Consider the following 18,408-nt stretch of genomic DNA (forward strand, 5'->3'; position numbering starts at 1 on the left):
GGGCGCGGTGGGCGCCCGCGCCCCCCGCCCCGGCCGCGCCTCTTGGGGGTGGGGCCGCGCCCCCCCCCCCCGCGCCCGCCGCCGGGGGCACCGGGGCGCGGCCGGGGGGGGCGCGGCCCGCACCCGCGACAGGACCGGAGACGTATGCTGCGCCCGCGGGCGCTGCGCCGCTCCCCGACGCCGGCGATGCCGCGGCGGCGGACTGGCGCGCCGATTGGCGCGCGAGCCAGGAGGAGTGGCGGGTGCAGAACGACGCGTGGCGTCGCAGCCAGCAGGACGCCGCCCGCGCCGCCCGCGAACAGGCGCGGCGGGAACGACACGCGCACGGCGCCGTGTACGCCGCCGAGGCGGAAGAGCGCCGCCGCGTGCGCCGCGCGACCCGCCCGCGCACGAGCTTCGTGTTCGTCGTCACGGCCCTGGGAGCCGCGATCGTCGCCGGAGCGCTGACCGTGCTGATCGCCCTGGGCGACCCGGCGCTGGCCGGCTTCGCGGCCGCCATCGGCATCCTGTCCGCCGCGATCGTCGTGAGCCTCGCGATGGTGGTCGCCGGCATCGCGCGTCGCCGCAGCGGCTTCCTCACGGCGGTCGCCATCGTGCTGGTGACCATCGGAGTCGTGACGGCCATCGCCTCGGGTCCGCGCAGCTTCGTGCTCGGCAACGTGGCTCTCGGCACGAGCACCGTTCCCACCACGATCGTGCAGCCCTTCGGCAGCACCGACATCACCGTGCTGCCGCTCTCGGAGGACGAGAACGTCGACGCCGGCACGATCACGATCCGCAAGAGCACCGGTGTCACCTACATCACGGTGAACCCGGGCACCGCGGTGGAGATCGAGGCGCGGCTGGGCGCCGGCCGGGTGGAGGTGCAGCGCCTCGACCCGCGATCGAACGCCGTCGAGGAGGTGCCCGTCACTCTGCGCCCCGGCGAAGAGGGCACGTCGGAGTGGTCGTGGTTCACCCGCAACACCGCGGCCGCCGGCGACCCCGCCACCCGCCAGAGGATCGTGCTGGAGCAGGGACTCGGCTCCGTCTACGTGACCGTCTACGAGCCGGAGGAACAGCGATGACCGACACGAACCCCACTCTCGACCTCACGCCGCCTCTGCTGATGGCCCCGCCCGCCGGGACCCCCGACCAGCAGCCCGTCACCGGCCCTGCGGTTGATACGGCGCCGCGCACGCGCTGGGCGGCGATCATCTGGGGTCTGGTGTTCGCGGTGATCTCCGCGACGGCACTGTGGATCACCGTCGACGCCGGCCGGCGCGACGCCGTGGCGGACTGGGTCGTCTCCCTCTCCGCGCCCGCGATCGTCGCGTACCTCCTGCTCGCGGCCGGCGCGGTCGCCCTCGTGGGCGGCTTGGTCGGCATCGCCCGCCGCCTGCAGCGCGGGCCGAAGACCGCAGCATCCTCTCCCCCCGCCCCCTGAACGCGTGCGCGCCGTGTGCCCGAAGGCACACGGCGCGCACGCAGTGGATCAGGCGTCGGTCGTGGGGCGACCGACGCCTGACGATCACTCCGCGACGAGGCTGCTGCAGCCCTCGTCGCCCGAGCCGACGCAGACCACGAGGGTCTCGGCGTCGACGAGGTCCTCGGGAACCTGGAAGCTCCACACGAAGGTGTAGGACTTCTCCGGCGTCATCGGCACCTCGACGGAGCGCTGCGAGACCGCGTCGGCCGAGAACGACTCGTCCGTCGTCGAGCGCAGGACGGGAGCCACATCCACGTCGGACTGACCCTCCTCCGACACCCACTGGGCGACGTTGACGGTGACCCACTGGTTGCCCTCGGCGGGCTCGTCGAGCGTGGCGGCGGCGCTCTCGTCGGGGACGATGCTGCTCCACACTTCGAGTTCGGTGCCGTCGGCGCCGACACGCTCACCGGCGGCGGCGGGCTCGGTGACCGACGACTTCACGACGGAGTCGGCGGCCGACGAGGACGTCGGCTCGGGGCTGCCGGTGGACGCGCAGCCGGCGAGCAGCAGGCCGGAGACGGCGGCGATGGACAGGAGTGCTGTGCTTCGTGAGCGCATGGCGATTACCTCTTCGAATCGTTTCGGGGGATTCCTCTACGGTACTCCTCGGAAACGTGTGGTCCTACCACTGCCGCCGCGCACTCCCCGTTGTCAGGAGGGAAGGGATGCCGTGCCCCGCCGCCGTCGCCACGGCACCGCGAGCAGCAGGCCGACGACGAGCAGCGCGCCACCGAAGACGGCGGCCGCCCACGGGGTCACGGAAGGGATCTCGAGATACGTCGTGATGCCGAGGATGCGGGCGAGGCCCCAGGGCAGCAGCCCCATCTCGTCGTTCCAGAGCGTGAGCGCGGTCTCGAGGCCGATCGCCCCGACGACCACCGCCGGCACGAGCAGCCCGGCGCCAACCGCGGCGAGCACGTACCCGGTCGCGCGCCGCGCGCGCACCTGCGCCGACAGCGCCCAGCCGGCGGCGACGAACACCCAGACGAACAGCGCGAACGCGATGCTGATGTACACCGTGCGCAGCAGAGGGTCGGTCCAGAACGCGAACCAATAGCCGCCCGGACCCGTGAACGAGAGGGCGAACAGCGTCACGATGCAGCGCAGCATCACGACCCCGCCGACGGCCGCGATAACCGGCCAGGGCGAGCGCTCCCAGACGAAGAGGCGCAGCACGAGCGCGAACACGACCCAGGCGCCGATGATGACGGCGAGGTGCGTCCACGAGAGGAACGACGTCTGCACGGCGCGCGTCGCGACGAGCAGCCCCGCCGGCACGATCAGCAGCAGCCACCGGTCGAGCTCGAGCATGCCGAGGGTGGATTCGCGCGCCCGCCACGGCCTGGTCGATGCGATCCACGTCGCGCGTGCCGCTGCGGCGCCGGGCTTGGCGACCAGCCTGGTGCGCGCCGCGAGCATGCCGATCACGACCCACGCCAGCGCGAGCACGAGCAGCACCCGGGCGACCCATGCCATGGGCTCGTCGCGCACCGCGCGCTCGACGCCGAGCTGCGCGGCGGTGAGGTTGAACGCGGGGTAGTCGAGGTCGCCCTCGTATGTCGCGAGGTGCTCGGCCGCGCGCTCCTCGTACGCGACGCGGTCGGCCTCCCACTGCGCATGCGCCTCGGGCGAGAGGGTGTCGTGCCACTGACCCTGATGCAGGATCATCGCGCGATACGACTCGAGCAGCCGGAGGGTGTCGAGCTCGTAGTCCAGCGTGTCGAGGAACGCGGCCCGCATCTCGGGCGAGCGCCAGGTCGCAGCATCCGTCTCCGAAACGAGATCGCGCATCTGCTCGACCGCGACGACCGCCTCGGCGCCATCGCCGATCGCTGCTTCGACACCATCGGGACCGCTGTCGCGGACGATCGAATAGAGCACGTCGAGCACGGCGGAGTCGCCCGTCAGGATGTCCCACTCGAAGATCCACATCATGGGCGGCGGCTCGAGCCCGATCGCGAAGACGCGCTGCTCGGCGAACTGCGGCACGTACATGCCCTGGGCGATGGCGTCGCGGGAGTGCGTCATCGCGTCGACGATCGCCTCGACGGTGGCGGGGTCTTCTGAGAAGTACTCCCGGGCCCAGGCCGCGGTGATGCCGGCGACGTCGGCATCGGGATTCTGGGCGAGGGATGCTGCCAGCTGGGTGTTCAGCTCGTACAGCTGCCAGAATCCCGACTTCAGGTACAGGCTCATGGGTCCGGCGCGCCACGGGCCGCCGTCCTGGGTCCAGACCCAGACGCCCTCGACCTGGTCGTTCGCGGCGAGCAGCTGCTGAAGCGCCCACTGGTACTGCGGGCCGAGGTCGTTGGGGAACGCGCCGAAGTTCTCGAACTCGCGCCGGCTCTGGAACTCGACGATGCGCCGCTGCGAGCCCTGCTCGAGCGTGTCGTTGAGGGGCAGCCACGTGTAGAAGTCGCCGAGCGTGTACTTCGTCGACACGATGAGTGCCGGCGAGTCGATGCCGCCGAGCACCGCCTCGTACGACGCGGAGTTCGTGTGCATGTCGCCGACCGCGCCGACGCCGACCGACCACGTCCGGAAGATCACTTCACGATCGGATGCCTCGGCCTGCGCCGTGAACGCCTCGAGCATCGTGCGCACGGCGTCGACCGAGGTCACCTCGAGCGCGGAGTAGTAGTCCCAGCCGCCCACATCGTAGACGGGACCCGCCTCGCCGATGCGGATGAGCACGCCGTCGAGCGCGGGCACGGCGTCGTACAGCTCGTTGAGGCCGGCGGTGTAGACGTTCCAGAGCTCGGGGTTCTCGGTGTCGAGCGAGCCGAACTCGTCGGCGAGGTACTGCTCGAGCGGACCGGTGAGCGCGAGCATGTCGGTGCGGAGGAACACCTTCATGCCGAGCTCATCGGCGCGCTCCCAGAAGGGCGCGTACGCGTCGCGCAGGGCGAGCGCCTTGTCGCGATGGTCGTCGCCGTCGGCGTAGACCGGTCCCTCGGGTGCCCCGTCGAACGTGACGTACTCGACGAACCCGGGGAACGCGACGGCGTTGAACCCGTTCGCGAGCGAATGCCGCAGGAACCCGTCGAAGTCGTCGAACGCGGCAGCGAGCGCGGTCTGGTCGACGTACGGCGGCTCGGGCTGCATGACCGCGGCGAACGCCTTCGACGCGTGCGAGTAGTCGTCGCCGGACTCCCACTCGGCAGGATCGGGGATCACGCCGACCGCGCCGAGGTCGGTCATGCGCAGCGGCAGACGCGACGCCTCGTGCTCGCCCACCAGGTCGGTGAGCGGCGCCGCGGCGCGCACCTGGTTGCTGAGGTCGTAGATGCCGCGTGTGACACCGTCTTCGCTTCCGGCGCGGACGAGCAGCGCGGCGGCGTCCCCCTCGATGGCGTACGCGTCGTCGGTCGCGACGAGGGTCGGATCGATCCGCACCGTGAGCACGGCTTCGCCGGAGGTTTCGGATGCTGCGGTCACAGCATCCGTCAACTCCTCCAGCGCGACCGATACGCGCTCCGTATCGGGTGCCTCGAACGTGAAGGAAGGCGGGAGGACGGGCTTGGCGACCGTCGGCACGACGGGGGCTTGCGGCTCCATCTGGGCCGAGGGCTCGGTGCGGATGCCGAGCGCGTCGCCGACGGCGAACGCGACCCCGGCGCCGAGCGCCAGCAGGATGATCGCGGTGACGACAGCGAGGATGCCTCGCCGTCGCGCCGTCGTCATCCCTTGATCCTAGATCCGCCGTCGTGCGCGCCCGCACCGTCATCGGAACCCGTTGCACACCTGTTGTGGAGCACGGTCTACGGGAACGCGATCTCTTCGTGCGGCTGCCGGATGAGGAACCCCTGCGCCCGATCGCAGCCGAGCTCGACCGCGGTGTCGAGATGGGTGAGGGTCTCGATGCCCTCCGCCACCACGCGCAGACCGTGTGCATGCGCGACCCCGACCTGCTCGCGCAACCACGCCGGCGCGGGCCGTTCAGCGGCTCGCACCAGTTCACCCGGCAGCTTCACCTCGGCCACCGGCAGGCGACGCAGGAGTTCCGGCGAGGGAGCCTCGACACCCGAGCCGGCCAGCGAGAACTCCACGCCGATCCCGCGGAGCAGGTGCAGTCGCGACAGCACGGCATCATCGCCGATCGGCGGCAGGTCGCGGGGAAGCTCGAAGACGAGGGAGCCGCGCGCGAGCGCACGACGCTCGAACTCGCCGGCGACATGATCGGCGAACGATTCGTCCTCGAACTGCATCGGCGAGACGTTGACGGCGACAGCCCAGTCGCGGCCCGTCTCGCGCCATCCCGCGAGCGTGTCGAGGCACTCGCCGAGCATTCGCCGCCCGAGCGCGTGGATCACGCCGCTCTGCTCGGCGACGCCGATCATCGTCACGGGATCGATGTCCCCGAGCCGCGGGTGCCGCCAGCGGCACAGCGCCTCGGCCGCAACGATCGATCCGCTCTCCAGCGACACCTGCGGCTGGTAGACGGCGAAGATCTCGGCGCCGCCGACGGCGGCCGCCAGATCATCCGCGAGGTCTCCAGGAGTGGTGGGCATTCCTCAAGTCAGCCCTGCGAAGTGCCCCGCCGCAAGCCAACGCGAGACGAGCGAGGATCGGCTAGAGTCCGTCTCCGCCACACGCTCGTGGCGAGGACTTCAAGGAGGGATCCCCCGATCTTTATACTTTTCTCGTCGCAGATGTAGGGAGAGGATCGCGATGGCGTTTCGGAATCTGGAGACGTTGGAGTCTTGGCTCGCGGAGTATCGGGCACAGGGAAGACCGCTGGCCGACGCCGCACGCGTGATGGTGCAGGACGGCGACGGCGGGGCGAACACCGGGCTGGTTTTCTTCGAGCTCGGTCACGCCCCGACCGGCGTGTTCATCCAACCGGCTACGCAGGAAGCCACCCGGTGGGTGGCGACCATGGAGGCCCGCGAAGACAACCTCGTGCTCGACGCCGCGGGGGTGCTCGAGCTTTCCGCCGAGCTGGCTGCGGTCTCCGAGCTGTGCGCGTTCCTCGAGGCGAAGTCGCAGGCGTATCAGGGCACCGACGTCGCCTGAGTGGCAGGTCAGTGCCGCGTGCCGACGGTCGCCGCGGTCAGGGCGTCGAGCAGGGCCGCCGAGTCTCCGACCAGCACCTGATCCGCAGCGCCGACGGCGACCTCGAAGTCGTCGTCGAACCGATTGAGGGCCGACCAGGGGTCTTCGCCCATGTCGACGGTGGCGGTGATGCGGTTCACCCGCCTGTCAGCCGGGTCGATGTCGCGTCGCACGAGGGAGCGGCTGACCAGCCGGTCGATGAGCGTCGTCACTCCCGCGGAGGTGATGCCGAGGTATTCGCGGAGTGCCGTCGGCCGCGTTCCGGGATTGCCGACCACGAACAGCAGGGCGCGGGCATCGGTGTCGGTGATGCCGAGACTGGCGCGCGCGGTCACCAGCGCGGCGTTGCGCGCATCGATGTACCGGCGCAGCGCCACCCCGAGGGTCAGCGCCGGTGTGTCGTTCGCCATACCGACATTCTCCCCCCATCGCTTCGAGATCAGAATAGTCAGTTTGCGAATATTTAGAATACTTATTTAATTCTGCGAAGCACCGACTAGACTGGTCTCACCCGCAGGCGAGATGTCGTTCCCCGTTCCGCCCACACCATCGCCTCGATACAGAAGCCAGGAGGCCCCGTGATCCACGGAAACGCCCCGATCGGATGCCGCATCCTGACCACACCCCACGTTAAGGGGTTCCCATGCTGAATCTCGCGATCTGCGGGCTGATCGCCGTCGATCGTCAGTCGACGATTCTCGACGCGAATCAGCAGGTGCTCGAGTGGATGGGCTGCGACCGGGAAGACGTGATCGGAAAGCCGCTCGAAACACTCCTCACACTCCGCATGCCACTGGCGTCTGCCGACGGGGAGCGCCCGACGGACGCAACTCTCCATGGCGTCTCAGGCGTTGTCCGGCCCGTGGTGGTCGGCTCCCTCGGTGAGGACGAGGGCGGTGTGGAACAGATCGCCGTCTACGACGTGTCGACCCGGTCGTCGTTCAACCTGGGATTCCAGGGCGCCGAGGCGAAGACCGAGCGCGGTCGGCAGCGACTGCAGATCCTCCTCAACGCGGCGGTCGGCTTCGGCAATGTGAGGACCGAGACCGACGCGGCGGAACTCCTGGTGGACGTGGCGCAGCGGGCGTTCGCCGCGAGCGCCGTGAGCGTGCACATCGGCGGACCTGACGGGCTGGTCCAGGTCGCCGGGGTGAACCCGCTCGCCGCCCATTGGCCGGCAGACCTCCGGCCGGCCGGAACGACGACCTTCCTCGGCGGCCAGGTGCTGATCGTGCGCTCCCCTGAGCATGCGGACTCCTATGTGCCCGGCGTCGGCATGAGCGACATCTACCGGGCGGGCGGCGTGCATGCGGCGATCGCCTCGCCGATGCGGTCCCACGGGGATGCGGTCGGTGCGATGGTCTGCTTCTTCGACCACCCGCGGGAGTTCGACGAAGAGGCGGTTCCGCTCGCCGAGGCGCTGTCCAATCAGGCGGCCCAGGCGATCGCGCGGATCCGCCTCGAAGACACGCTGCGTCGCGCGGCGATGCACGACGAGGTCACCGGGCTGCCGAATCGGCGACTGATCGAGGAAGACGTCACCCGCACCCTCTTCCAGGACTACTCCGCGCTCACCGTGATCTTCATCGATCTCGACGGCTTCAAGGCCGTGAACGATCTGCTCGGTCACGCGGCCGGCGACGCGCTCCTCCGCGAGATCGGGGAGCGGCTGCGCGGGGTCATCCGGGAGTCGGACGTGCTCGGACGATTCGGCGGCGACGAGTTCATCGCGGTCGCCGCGGTGGACAGCGTGGGCGACGCCGCAGCACTGGCCGATCGCATCCGCGCCGCGATCGCGGAGCCGTACGCCGACCTTCCTCCGGTGCTGTCCATCACCGCGAGCGTGGGCGTGGTCACCGTCGGAAACGATGGCGCTCCGGTCATGGACCAGCTCATCCGCGCCGCCGACCACGCCATGTACGAGGCGAAGATGGCCGGCGGAGACCGCGTCGCCGTCGCCCACCACGTGCCCACCCCCGTCCCGCAGTAGCCCCGGCCCGCCCCCCGCTCGTCGAGCGAGCGAGGAACGAGCGAGACGAAACGCCACGGACCCGGCGCAGAACGCCGGGTCCGCAGCATCCCTCATCCGTCAGCTGCTCTTGCGCATCGCGCGGATCCCGACGGCCAGCCCGACCACCGCGAGCACGATCGCGGCGACCCAGCCCCACAGCACCTCGATCGCGCCGAGATCGCTGGCGAACAGCGCGCGCTCCGCCTGCACGACCCAGTTGACCGGGTTCACCGTCGACATCGCGCGCATCCAGGCCGGCCCCTCGTCGAGCGGCAGCAGCATGCCCGAGAGGATCAGCAGCGGGAAGATCAGCGTCTGCTGCACACCCCAGAACAGCCACTCGCGGTCCTTGGTCTTGAGCGCGAGCGTGTACGACAGGGAGCCCAGGCCCACCCCGAACACAGCCAGCAGTGCGAGCCCGATCACGAGCCCCGGCACATTGATCGTGAACCCGAAGGGCCACGCGATCAGCACGATGATGAGCGCCTGCACCACGATCGGTGCGATCTCCTTGAGTGCGCGGCCGACCAGCAGCGACGACCGCGCGAGCGGCGCGACCAGCGTGCGCTCGTGCGAGCCCGTCATCATCTCGTACTGCAGGTTCGACCCGGTCGCGCCGGTGCCGAACAGCACGATCATCACGAGCACGCCCGGCACGAACCACTGCAGGGTCTCCCCCACGGGTGCGCCCGACGAGCCGACCAGCAGCGGCGCGAAGAGCCCGAGGAACACCAGCGGCTGCACGAGGCTGAAGATCAGCGTGAACGGGTCGCGCACGACCGGCTTCAGCTCGCGCGTCAGCACGTTCCACGTGTCGCGCGCGGGGTTCGCCCGCACTGCGGTGTCGGGTCGGGTCTCGATCTGAGTGCTCATCGCTTCGCTCCTGTCGTCTCGGCCACCTGTTCGGCGGTACCGGATGCTGCAGCCGCCGCATCCGCGTTCTCCTCGGGTTCGCCCTCGCCCTCGCCGGCCTCGCGCAGCGTGCGGCCGGTGAGTGCCAGGAACACGTCGTCGAGCGTCGGCGGCACGCCCGTCGCGGTGCGCACCATCAGCCCGGCCGCGTCGAGCGCGCGCACCGCGGCGGGCAGCAGCGCGTCGCCCTCCGGCACCGTGAGGACGACGGATGCCTCGACCCGCCGCACCTCGCGCTCGGTGAGCCTCTGCACCACGGCGACGGCGGCGGCAGCATCCGTTTCGTCTGCGAAGCCGAACGTGAGCACGTCGCCCGCGAGCTCCGCCTTGAGCCGGGTCGCGGTGTCGTCGGCGATGACGCGGCCCTTGTCCATGACCATGACCCGCTCCGCGTAGCGGTCGGCCTCCTCGAGGTAGTGCGTCGTGAGGAAGACCGTCGTGCCGTACTGCGCGCGCAGATCGATGATGTGCTGCCAGAGGTTGGCGCGGCTCTGCGGGTCGAGTCCCGTCGACGGCTCGTCGAGGAACAGCAGCGGCGGCGCGTGCATGAGTCCGAGCGCGACGTCGAGCCGGCGCTTCTGCCCGCCCGACAACTGCTGCACCGACCGCGTCGCGAATCCCGAGAGGTCGAGCGACTCGATGAGTTCGTCGGCCCGCGTCCGCGCCGCAGCCTTCGACATGCCGTAGAACGCACCCTGGCTGAGCAGCTCGTCGCGGGCGCGCTGCGAGAAGCTGCCGCTCGTGAGCTGGCCCACGTAGCCGATGCGCGCGCGGACTTCGGCGGGCTGCTTCAGGATGTCGAACCCGACGACCCGCGCGGTGCCCGATGTCGGCGGGATGAGGGTCGTGAGCATGCGCAGGCTGGTCGATTTGCCGGCGCCGTTGGGTCCGAGGAACGCGACGAGCTCGCCGCGCGCCACCTCGAACGCGAGGTCGGTGACGGCCTCGACGGTCTTGCCTTTCACGGTGAAGCGCCTGGTCAGACCCTGCGCTTGGATGATCGATTCGTTCGCCATGCCCCCAAGCTAGGAGCGGATGCGGACAGATCCTGTCCGCGATCCATGAGATTCTTTTCGCATGTCCGACACCACCACCCGAGCCCTGTCGCTGCTCAACCTGCTCCAGACGCATCGGCATTGGCCGGGTTCCGAGCTGGCCGATCGGCTGGGCGTCACCGAGCGCACCGTACGGCGCGACGTCGAGCGGCTGCGTGACCTGGGCTACCGCATCGAGTCGATCCCGGGTGCGGCGGGCGGCTACCGCCTCGAGGCCGGCAGCGCCGTGCCGCCCTTGCTTCTCACCGATGAAGAGGCCGTGGCGATGGCGATCGGGCTGCGGGTGGCGGCATCCCAGCGCCTCGTGAGTGGTCCCGAGACGACCATCACCGCGCTCGCGAAGCTCGAGCAGGTGCTGCCCGCTCCGCTGCGCCGCCGCGTCGCCGCGCTGGCCGAGACCGTGCAGCCCGCCGGACTCAACGCCGGCGCCGCCGTGTCGGGCGAGGTGCTCGGTGAGCTCGCGCTCTCCACGCGCGATCACGAGCGCGTGCGCTTCACGTACACGGCGGCGTCGGGCGAGGTCACGCATCGTCGCGTCGAGCCGCACGCCCTCGCGCCCGCCGACCGGCACTGGTACCTGCTCTGCTGGGATCTCGACAAGGAGGACTGGCGCACCTTCCGCGTGGATCGGCTGGCGGATGTCGCGCACACCCGCGTTCTCTTCGAGCCGAAGCCGCTGACTCCGGAGCAGATCGAGGAGTTCATCTTCGTCGCGCGCTCATGGGCGCGGCAGGCGGTCGAGGCGGACGCCGTGATGGAGCTGCCGCTGGACGCGATGCGGGACTACTTCGGCCAGTGGGGTCAGGGCGCGACGGCCGAGGACGCGACGCACACGCGCTGGCCGGTCGGCGGTTCGGACTTCCGCGAGACGATGTACGGCCTGACCTGGATCCCGGCAGGCGTGGAGTACACGACGGACCTGCCGTCGCCGGCTCGGGAAGAGCTGCGCGAGACCCTCGAGCGGATGCTGCGAGCCCTGGACGCACCCGCCCCTCCGGTCCCGCCGCAGCGGGCGCGGGAGAGGGAGCGTCAGCTGCCGGGTTGAGTCTCGTTCCTCGTCTCCGCCCGGTCGTTGAGCGAGCGAGGAACGAGCGAGACGGAACGCCCCGGACCGCCGAGCAGCGCCGGCCCGCAGCATCCACCCGCGTCTCATCCATCGACACACGACGCCGCCACTCCGGGGTCGCTCAATAGGCTGGGTCAATGGAGCTGGGGATCTACGCGGTCATCGCCGTGGCGGTCATCGTGGCGGTCGCCGCGTTCTCCAAGAAGCTGGGGGTGGCGGCGCCGATCATCCTCGTGGTCGTGGGTGTGGGGCTGTCGTATCTGCCGGGCGTGCCCGACATCGAGGTGCCGCACGAGATCATCCTCGACGGGGTGCTGCCGCCGATCCTCTACGCCGCGGCGATCAGTGTGCCGATCACCGACTTCCGCCGCAACGTGGGGTCGATCGCGAGCCTGTCGGTCGTCCTGGTGATCGTGACCGCGTTCGCCGCGGGCTTCCTGCTGTTCTCGCTGCTGCCCGATCTCAACCTCGCCGCGGCCATCGCGCTCGGTGCGGTCATCAGCCCGCCCGACGCGGTGGCGGCGACCTCGATCGGCCGGCGCCTCGGCCTTCCTCCACGCCTGCTCACGGTGCTCGAGGGCGAGGGCCTCCTCAACGACGCGACCGCCCTGGTGCTGCTGCGCTCGGCGGTCGCGGCAGCGGCGGTGGGCGGTCTCACGACGCCGTGGGCCGGAGTCGTCGACTTCGTCTACGCCGTCGTCGTCGCGGTCGCGATCGGCCTGGTCGCCGGATACCTCACCGTGTTCGTGCGCTCCAAGCTCAACGATCCCGTGCTCGACACGGCACTGTCGATCGCGGTCCCGTTCGTCGCGTTCGCGCCTGCGGAGGCTCTCGGCGCGTCCGGGGTGATGGCTGTCGTCGTCGCCGGCCTCTACACCGGCCATGCGGCGCCGACGAAGTTCAGCGCGCAGGCGAGGATCAGCGACCGCATCAACTGGCGCACGATCCAGTTCCTCCTCGAGAACGGCGTGTTCCTCCTGATCGGCCTCGAGATCCGCACCCTGGTGGACCACGTCGATCCGACGGTCCTCAGCGCCGGCGATGCGATCCTCATCGGCCTGCTGGCGACCGCAGCCCTCATCGTGATCCGCTTCCTGTGGATCGGGCCGATGGTCTACGCCCTCGGCAAGCGCGAGGAGCGCACCGAGAAGCGCACCTATCATGCGCTCCTCGCCCTGTACTACTACCGGAGTCACCCGGTCAGCACGGTGCGGCAGGCCCGCACCCGGGATCGCCTCGAGCGCGACTACGAGCGCCGGCGCGCCGATCTCGAGCAGCAGCGCCAGGAGCACATCGACTGGCGCGGCGGGATCGTGCTGGGCTGGTCGGGCATGCGCGGCGTCGTGACGCTCGCCGCCGCGCAGTCGCTCCCCGAGAACACCCCGTACCGGCCGCAGCTGATCCTCATCGCGTTCACCGTCGCGGTCGTGAGCATCGTCGTGCAGGGCGGCACGCTGCCGTGGCTCATCCGCCTGCTCAACGTGCAGGGCATCGATGCGCAGGAGGACCGCCGGGAGCTCGCAGCCCTCCTCGAAGACATCAGCAACGTCGGCCTCCAGACACTGGACGAGATGGAGGCGGATGCTGCCACCACCGCCCCGATCGACCCCGATGTCATCGAGCGCGTGAGGCGGGCGTCGTTCCTCAGCACTGAGGCTGCCTGGGAACGGGCGCACGTGGTGCGCAAGCCCGGCGAGATGCCACATCAGCGGTACCGGGAGGTGCGCCTCGCCGTCGTCGATGCGGAGCGCGAACGCCTCCTGGAGCTCCGTGCGCAGGGCGTCTATTCCTCCCGAGTGCTGGCCGAGGCGCAGGCCATGCTCGACCTCGAGGAGACCCGCCTGTCGCGCCAGGGCGGCGACCACTGACCCCTGGCGCCCCCAGCCCTCCCTCCGGTCGTTGAGCGAGCGAGGAACGAGCGAGACGAACGCCCCGAACGTCCGAGCAACTCCGACCCCCACCCACCCACGCTCTCGCTCTGCCGACCCGGGTCGTTGCTGGGCGCCCCGGTGTCGCCCTGCGCCGGGTCGGAGTCGGGGTTGGGTGTGCGGGGTGGTCTAGGCGGACCTGGCGCGTCTGAGTTCGTGGAGGAGGAGCCGGTTGGGTCCGCGCCCTTGTCGGTGCGGGTCGATCCAGGCGGGTGGTCGCACCTGCGGGATGCCGTCGGTCATGCGAATCTCCCATCCGCTGGTCTCGATGCCGTGGTGGTGGTGCCAGCACAGCAGCACCCCATTGTCGACGTAGGTCGGGCCGCCGTTGGCCCAGTCGACGACATGGTGCACCTCACACCACGCGGCCGGGACGGTGCAGCCGGGGATGATGCAGCCGCCGTCGCGGGCGCCGATCGCTTTGCGCTGCCAGTGGTTGAACACCCGGTCCTCGATGTGCAGCGCTTTGATGGCGCCGGTCGCGGTGAGGGTGAGTCGGTGGATGGTGCCGTGACAGCCGATGTGCCGGGCGAACGACGCCGGCACCGGCACAGGACCGCCCGCGGACTCCACGAACGCGACCCCGTCGGGGTCGGCCAGGTCCTCGGCGGTGGTCGTGACGATCAGGGTCGGTGGGGCCCCGCCGAGTGTCGGCGTCACGGCCGCGCCGGCCGCGGCGGTCAGGATCGACGCGAACGCGTCGTGCCGCTTCTGGTCCACCGTCCGCGGATCCCCCACCCGCTCCGCCGCCTCGTCTGGCACGCCTTCCGTCTCGGCATCGACGAAGCGGGGGCCGCGGTCCTGCACGCGAGGGTTGAGGTGCGCGTCCAGCAGCCGGTCGAATTGTGCGGCGACGTCGGCGGTGACATCTCCGGAGATCCGCCGCAGCCCCCGGTACCCGCGGCGGCTGATCCGGATCCCCCGCACCCGCTGCGCGTACTCCTCGTCCGGCAACGTGCCGTCCGGGTCGAGGTAGAGCGCCCAGGTGGTCGCCATCACCTTCAGCTCATGGATCCCACACCCCGGCTCCCCGCCGGCGCCGACGGCGGCGGCGACGAGTTCGCCCTCCGCTGCCGCGATCTCGTCGACCGTGCACCGGCCCAGCAGCGGCCGCAGCGCGTCGACGATCGTAGTCAACGCGTCCGCGCTGAGCCGCCCCGAGGCCAGCGCCGCCCGGGCGTGGCCCAGGGGTGCCGGACGGGTCTGCCCGGTCAGCGTCACCCGACCGGTGATCGCCTTCGCGTCCCGCAGCCGTGCCCGCGCGGTCGCCGCGGACACCCCCGTGATGCGCTCCACCAGCTCCTGCGCCGACCCGCACCCGAACTGCGCCGTGATCCGGTCGTCGCCGAACTCGGAGTCGGCACGCCGGCCGACCTCTCCGGCCAGCGCCAGGCGGGCAGCATCCGTGAACCGGCCCAGCTGTTCGACGACACCCAACGCGGCGACCAACTCGCCGTGCGACAAACCCCGCTGCGCCTCACCACCGAGCGGCGCACCGAGCGTGTCGCCGAGCAGATCGGCGATGCTCCGAAGCTCGGTCAGCGGGAAGTTCATACCCCAATCCTGCCGAGAGCCACCGACATTCACGGGCCCTAAAGCGCCGGTCAGCGGTAATTCTGTGGACAACTTCGTATCCATCCGAGTCACGACTACCTGGGGAGGAATCAGCGCCGAACGCTCCACCGCCGAGCCGAAGAACGGGCGAGACGAGGCGCCGCGAACGCAGACGCAGACCCCCGACCCCGCACCCCGCCCGAACACCCCCGCATACTCATGGCGTTTCGTCTGCGGGCGCCAGAGCGCCCTTCGCTCAACGACCGTGGGCCCCGGCTTCTGCCCCCTCGTTGAGCGCAACCGCCCAGCGGGTACGTTCGTCCCATGACCGACGACATCGCTGCCCTGCTCGCCCGCGTCGAAGCCGACGAGGCCGAGGTGGTTCTCCCGCGTTTCGATGTGACGGATGCTTGGGCTCTCGGCTCCCGCATGCGCGAGGAAGCGGCGGCCCTCGGCCTGCCGATCGTGATCGGCATCTCGCTGGGCGAGGCGCGGGTTTTCCACGCCGCTCTGCCGGGATCGAGCGCCGACAACGACGGCTGGCTCGAGCGCAAGACGCGCGTCGCCCGCCGCTACGGCCGTTCGTCGTTCGGAGTGGGCCTGGCGTTCCGCGCCGCGGGAGGCGACTTCGACACTGACGGCCGCCTCGACACCACCCAGTACGCGGCGCACGGCGGGGTGTTCCCGATCACGATCGAAGGCGTCGGCGTCGTCGGGACCGTCGGTGTCTCGGGCCTGCCGCAGGCCGAGGACCACGCGTTCGTCGTCGAGCACCTACGGGCCTGGCTCGCCGACGCCTCGTAGGCCGCGCTGAGCCACGGACCCCCGATCCCTGGATGACCGCGCCCTGAATCCCGATCCCGCCCGCGTCCAGCATGAGAAGCACCACCCCACACGCTGGAGCTCCTCATGCCCAAGCTTCTCGACATTCCCGTTCCCGACCTCTCCGGCAAGCTCGCCCTCGTCACCGGCGCGAGCGACGGCGTCGGCTTCGAGATCGCCGCGCGTCTCGCCCGCGCCGGCGCCGACGTCCTCATGCCCGTCCGCAACCCGCAGAAGGGCGAGGCTGCGGCAACTCGGATCCGACAGCGGACGCAGGCCGGCAGCATCCGTCCCCTCGCGCTCGACCTCGCCGCGCTCGACTCCGTCGCCGCCCTCTCCGCGCAGCTGAATGACGAGGGCCGCCCGATCGATCTCCTCATCGCGAACGCCGGCGTGATGAACCCGCCGATCCGGCAGCTCTCCGCCGACGGGCTCGAGCTCCAGCTCGCGACCAACCACCTCGGCCACTTCGCGCTCGTCGTGCAACTGCTCCCGCTGCTCGTCGCGGCGAAGGCACACGTCACCAGCCAGGTGAGCATCGCCGCCGATCAGGGCGCCGTCAACCGGGACGACCCGAACTGGGAGCAGGGCTACGACCCGATGAAGGCGTACAGCTCGTCGAAGATCGCGTTCGGCCTGTTCGCGATGGAGCTGCAGCGGAGATCGGATGCCGCGGACTGGGGCATCCGCAGCACCCTCTCGCATCCCGGCATCACGCCGACGAACCTGCTCGCCGCCCAGCCGGGCATGGGGCGGTCCGCCGACACCACGGCGGTGAGGATCATCCGAGCGATGTCGCGGCGCGGCCTCCTGTTCGGCACGCCCGCGTCGGCCGCACTGTCGGCGGTGTACGCGGCGACGAGCCCCGATGCCCGCGGCGGACACCTGTACGGGCCGAAGGGCTTCCGCCACCTGAGCGGGCTTCCCGCCGAGCAGCCGATGTACTCGCCCCTGCGGAGCGAGGCCGACGCCCGGCGCGTGTGGGAGCTCTCCGAGCAGCTCACCGGCGTACGGGTCGCCGCGTGAGGTGGGATCCCCGGTCCCTGGATGAGGGATGACGGATGCCGCAGACTCAGGTGATGGACAGAGCACAGCTGGCCGACTTCCTGCGTCGCCGCCGCGAAGCGCTGCAGCCCGAAGACGTCGGACTGCGGCGCGGGTCTCGGCGGCGCACCGCGGGCCTTCGGAGGGAGGAGGTCGCCGTGCTCTGCGACATGTCGACCGACTACTACAGCCGGCTCGAACAGGCCCGTGGTCCGCAGCCGTCGGAGCAGATGCTCGCCGCGATCGCCCGTGGCCTGCGACTCACCCTCGATGAGCGCGATCATCTCTTCCGGCTCGCCGGACACACGGCGCCGGCGCGGGCGCTGCGCAGCGAGCACGTCTCGCCCGGGCTCATGCGCATCCTCGACCGCCTCGCCGACACGCCTGCGCAGGTGATGACCGAGCTCGGCGAGACGCTCGCGCAGACGCCGGCCGCCCGCGCGCTGTTCGGCGACGAGACGCGCTTCGAAGGCTTCCGGCGCAGCGTCGGCTACCGCTGGTTCGTCGATCCATCGGCCCGCGACGTGTACCCGGCCGAGGACCACCCGATGCACTCGCGCGCGTTCACCGCCGACATCCGCAACGCCTACTCGAAGTTCGGTGCCGACTCGCGCGCCGGCGCGATGGTGTCGGCGCTGCTGCACGAGAGCCCGGAGTTCGCCGGGCTGTGGGCCGAGCATGAGGTGAGCTCGACGCACGCCCGCGAGAAGCGCCTGCAGCACCCCGAGGTCGGCGTGATGGACATGCAGTGCCAGTTCCTCATCGACCCGGAGCAGGGCCAGACCCTCCTCGTGCTCACCGCGACGCCCGGCACCGCGAGCTACGAGCGGCTGCAGCTGCTCTCGGTGATCGGCACGCAGGAGATCGCCGCCGGCCGCTGATGCCGTCTGCTGCTCTACTCTCAACCCATGCGCTGCATCGCCTTCATGCGGAACGTCAACCAGGGTCAGCGCGGCCATCCCTCCACCGCCGACATCGTCGCCGGCTTCACCGACGCGGGCTGCCCCGAGGTTCAGACCTTCCAGAGCAACGGCACGATCCTCTTCGACTCCGACGAACCCACCGAGGTCGTCGAGAGCGCCGAGGAAGCGATCGCCGCGCGATCCGGCCACGAGCGCGACATCCTCTGGATCCCGTTCGCCGATCTCGTCGCGATCGTCGACGAACACGGCGCGGCGCATGATTCACGAGGCTACGAGTTCACCCTCCACCGCGGCGGAACGGTCGACGTTCACGCACCCGAAGCGAACAGCCTCCAGACGCGAGCCCGCTGCGAGATCGTCGACGCCGGACCCGGCTGGGCGCTGGTCCGCAACGACGTCGACGGCCAGGGCAACGCCACTCCGGTGCTCGAGCGCCTCACCGGCGACCGGGCGACCTCCCGCGGGCTGCCGACGATCCTCCGCCTCGTCGCCCGCTTCGGCTCCTCGCCTCCCGCTCATTGAGCGAGCGAGGGACGAGCGAGACGAAACGCCCCGGACCGACGAGCA

Annotated in this window: 17 protein-coding genes; 10 read left to right on the forward strand and 7 right to left on the reverse strand. The window is 70.7% G+C overall.

Annotated elements, in window-relative coordinates; genetic code table 11:
* The first annotated feature begins 242 nt into the window (after nucleotides 1-242).
* Both ACFVSU_RS14060 and ACFVSU_RS14065 read left to right on the forward strand, forming a co-directional pair.
* A complete protein-coding gene (locus ACFVSU_RS14060; protein WP_387143930.1) occupies nucleotides 243-1,067 on the forward strand; it encodes a hypothetical protein in 825 nt (274 codons plus the stop codon).
* Nucleotides 1,064-1,426 carry a hypothetical protein gene (locus ACFVSU_RS14065; RefSeq protein WP_387143933.1) on the forward strand — a complete coding sequence of 121 codons (363 nt, stop codon included), beginning with the start codon at nucleotides 1,064-1,066 and terminating at the stop codon, nucleotides 1,424-1,426. Before ACFVSU_RS14060 ends, ACFVSU_RS14065 begins: the two co-directional genes overlap by 4 nt.
* Nucleotides 1,427-1,510: 84 nt before the next feature.
* Here ACFVSU_RS14065 and ACFVSU_RS14070 read toward each other — a convergent pair whose 3' ends face one another.
* From ACFVSU_RS14070 to ACFVSU_RS14080, 3 genes are all read right to left on the reverse strand, one after another.
* Nucleotides 1,511-2,029: a hypothetical protein gene (locus ACFVSU_RS14070; RefSeq protein ID WP_387143936.1), complete on the reverse strand. Its 519-nt coding sequence runs from the start codon at nucleotides 2,027-2,029 to the stop codon at nucleotides 1,511-1,513.
* Between the two features lie 93 nt (nucleotides 2,030-2,122).
* Nucleotides 2,123-5,155, reverse strand: coding sequence for a hypothetical protein (locus tag ACFVSU_RS14075; protein WP_387143939.1), 3,033 nt, complete (start codon nucleotides 5,153-5,155; stop codon nucleotides 2,123-2,125).
* Between the two features lie 77 nt (nucleotides 5,156-5,232).
* The gene (locus ACFVSU_RS14080; protein WP_387143942.1) at nucleotides 5,233-5,982 is read right to left on the reverse strand and encodes an EAL domain-containing protein; all 750 of its coding nucleotides are present in this window, start codon (nucleotides 5,980-5,982) and stop codon (nucleotides 5,233-5,235) included.
* A gap of 160 nt (nucleotides 5,983-6,142) precedes the next feature.
* Here ACFVSU_RS14080 and ACFVSU_RS14085 point away from each other — a divergent pair, with 160 nt between their 5' ends.
* Complete coding sequence (locus tag ACFVSU_RS14085; RefSeq protein ID WP_387143944.1) at nucleotides 6,143-6,487, forward strand: hypothetical protein; 345 nt, start codon at nucleotides 6,143-6,145, stop codon at nucleotides 6,485-6,487.
* 8 nt (nucleotides 6,488-6,495) lie between these two features.
* On the opposite strand, the gene ACFVSU_RS14090 is transcribed toward ACFVSU_RS14085, so the two are convergent.
* The gene (locus ACFVSU_RS14090; RefSeq protein WP_387143947.1) at nucleotides 6,496-6,936 is read right to left on the reverse strand and encodes a MarR family winged helix-turn-helix transcriptional regulator; all 441 of its coding nucleotides are present in this window, start codon (nucleotides 6,934-6,936) and stop codon (nucleotides 6,496-6,498) included.
* 233 nt (nucleotides 6,937-7,169) lie between these two features.
* Between ACFVSU_RS14090 and ACFVSU_RS14095 the strand changes: the two genes are divergently transcribed.
* Entirely contained in the window at nucleotides 7,170-8,516 is a 1,347-nt protein-coding gene (locus tag ACFVSU_RS14095) for a diguanylate cyclase (protein ID WP_387143950.1), read from the forward strand.
* 99 nt (nucleotides 8,517-8,615) lie between these two features.
* Here ACFVSU_RS14095 and ACFVSU_RS14100 read toward each other — a convergent pair whose 3' ends face one another.
* Both ACFVSU_RS14100 and ACFVSU_RS14105 read right to left on the reverse strand, forming a co-directional pair.
* Nucleotides 8,616-9,410: an ABC transporter permease gene (locus ACFVSU_RS14100; protein WP_387143953.1), complete on the reverse strand. Its 795-nt coding sequence runs from the start codon at nucleotides 9,408-9,410 to the stop codon at nucleotides 8,616-8,618.
* Entirely contained in the window at nucleotides 9,407-10,465 is a 1,059-nt protein-coding gene (locus tag ACFVSU_RS14105) for an ATP-binding cassette domain-containing protein (RefSeq protein ID WP_387143956.1), read from the reverse strand. Before ACFVSU_RS14105 ends, ACFVSU_RS14100 begins: the two co-directional genes overlap by 4 nt.
* Before the next feature lie 61 nt (nucleotides 10,466-10,526).
* Between ACFVSU_RS14105 and ACFVSU_RS14110 the strand changes: the two genes are divergently transcribed.
* Nucleotides 10,527-11,549, forward strand: coding sequence for a helix-turn-helix transcriptional regulator (locus ACFVSU_RS14110; RefSeq protein WP_387143959.1), 1,023 nt, complete (start codon nucleotides 10,527-10,529; stop codon nucleotides 11,547-11,549).
* Nucleotides 11,550-11,707: 158 nt separating this feature from the next.
* Entirely contained in the window at nucleotides 11,708-13,438 is a 1,731-nt protein-coding gene (locus ACFVSU_RS14115; RefSeq protein ID WP_387143962.1) for a cation:proton antiporter, read from the forward strand.
* A gap of 189 nt (nucleotides 13,439-13,627) precedes the next feature.
* Here ACFVSU_RS14115 and ACFVSU_RS14120 read toward each other — a convergent pair whose 3' ends face one another.
* Complete coding sequence (locus tag ACFVSU_RS14120; protein ID WP_387143965.1) at nucleotides 13,628-15,052, reverse strand: DUF222 domain-containing protein; 1,425 nt, start codon at nucleotides 15,050-15,052, stop codon at nucleotides 13,628-13,630.
* Between the two features lie 324 nt (nucleotides 15,053-15,376).
* On the opposite strand from ACFVSU_RS14120, the gene ACFVSU_RS14125 reads away from it, so the two are divergent.
* The 4 genes from ACFVSU_RS14125 (at nucleotide 15,377) to ACFVSU_RS14140 (ending at nucleotide 18,363) form a co-directional block, all read left to right on the forward strand.
* A complete protein-coding gene (locus ACFVSU_RS14125) occupies nucleotides 15,377-15,856 on the forward strand; it encodes a heme-degrading domain-containing protein (protein WP_387143968.1) in 480 nt (159 codons plus the stop codon).
* Between the two features lie 105 nt (nucleotides 15,857-15,961).
* Nucleotides 15,962-16,900: an SDR family oxidoreductase gene (locus ACFVSU_RS14130; RefSeq protein ID WP_387143971.1), complete on the forward strand. Its 939-nt coding sequence runs from the start codon at nucleotides 15,962-15,964 to the stop codon at nucleotides 16,898-16,900.
* Nucleotides 16,901-16,953: 53 nt separating this feature from the next.
* A complete protein-coding gene (locus ACFVSU_RS14135; RefSeq protein ID WP_387143974.1) occupies nucleotides 16,954-17,799 on the forward strand; it encodes a helix-turn-helix transcriptional regulator in 846 nt (281 codons plus the stop codon).
* Between the two features lie 27 nt (nucleotides 17,800-17,826).
* Nucleotides 17,827-18,363: a DUF1697 domain-containing protein gene (locus ACFVSU_RS14140; RefSeq protein WP_387143978.1), complete on the forward strand. Its 537-nt coding sequence runs from the start codon at nucleotides 17,827-17,829 to the stop codon at nucleotides 18,361-18,363.
* Nucleotides 18,364-18,408: the final 45 nt, after the last annotated feature.

Source organism: Microbacterium sp. NPDC058062 (assembly GCF_042885375.1).
Lineage (GTDB): Bacteria > Actinomycetota > Actinomycetes > Actinomycetales > Microbacteriaceae > Microbacterium > Microbacterium trichothecenolyticum_C.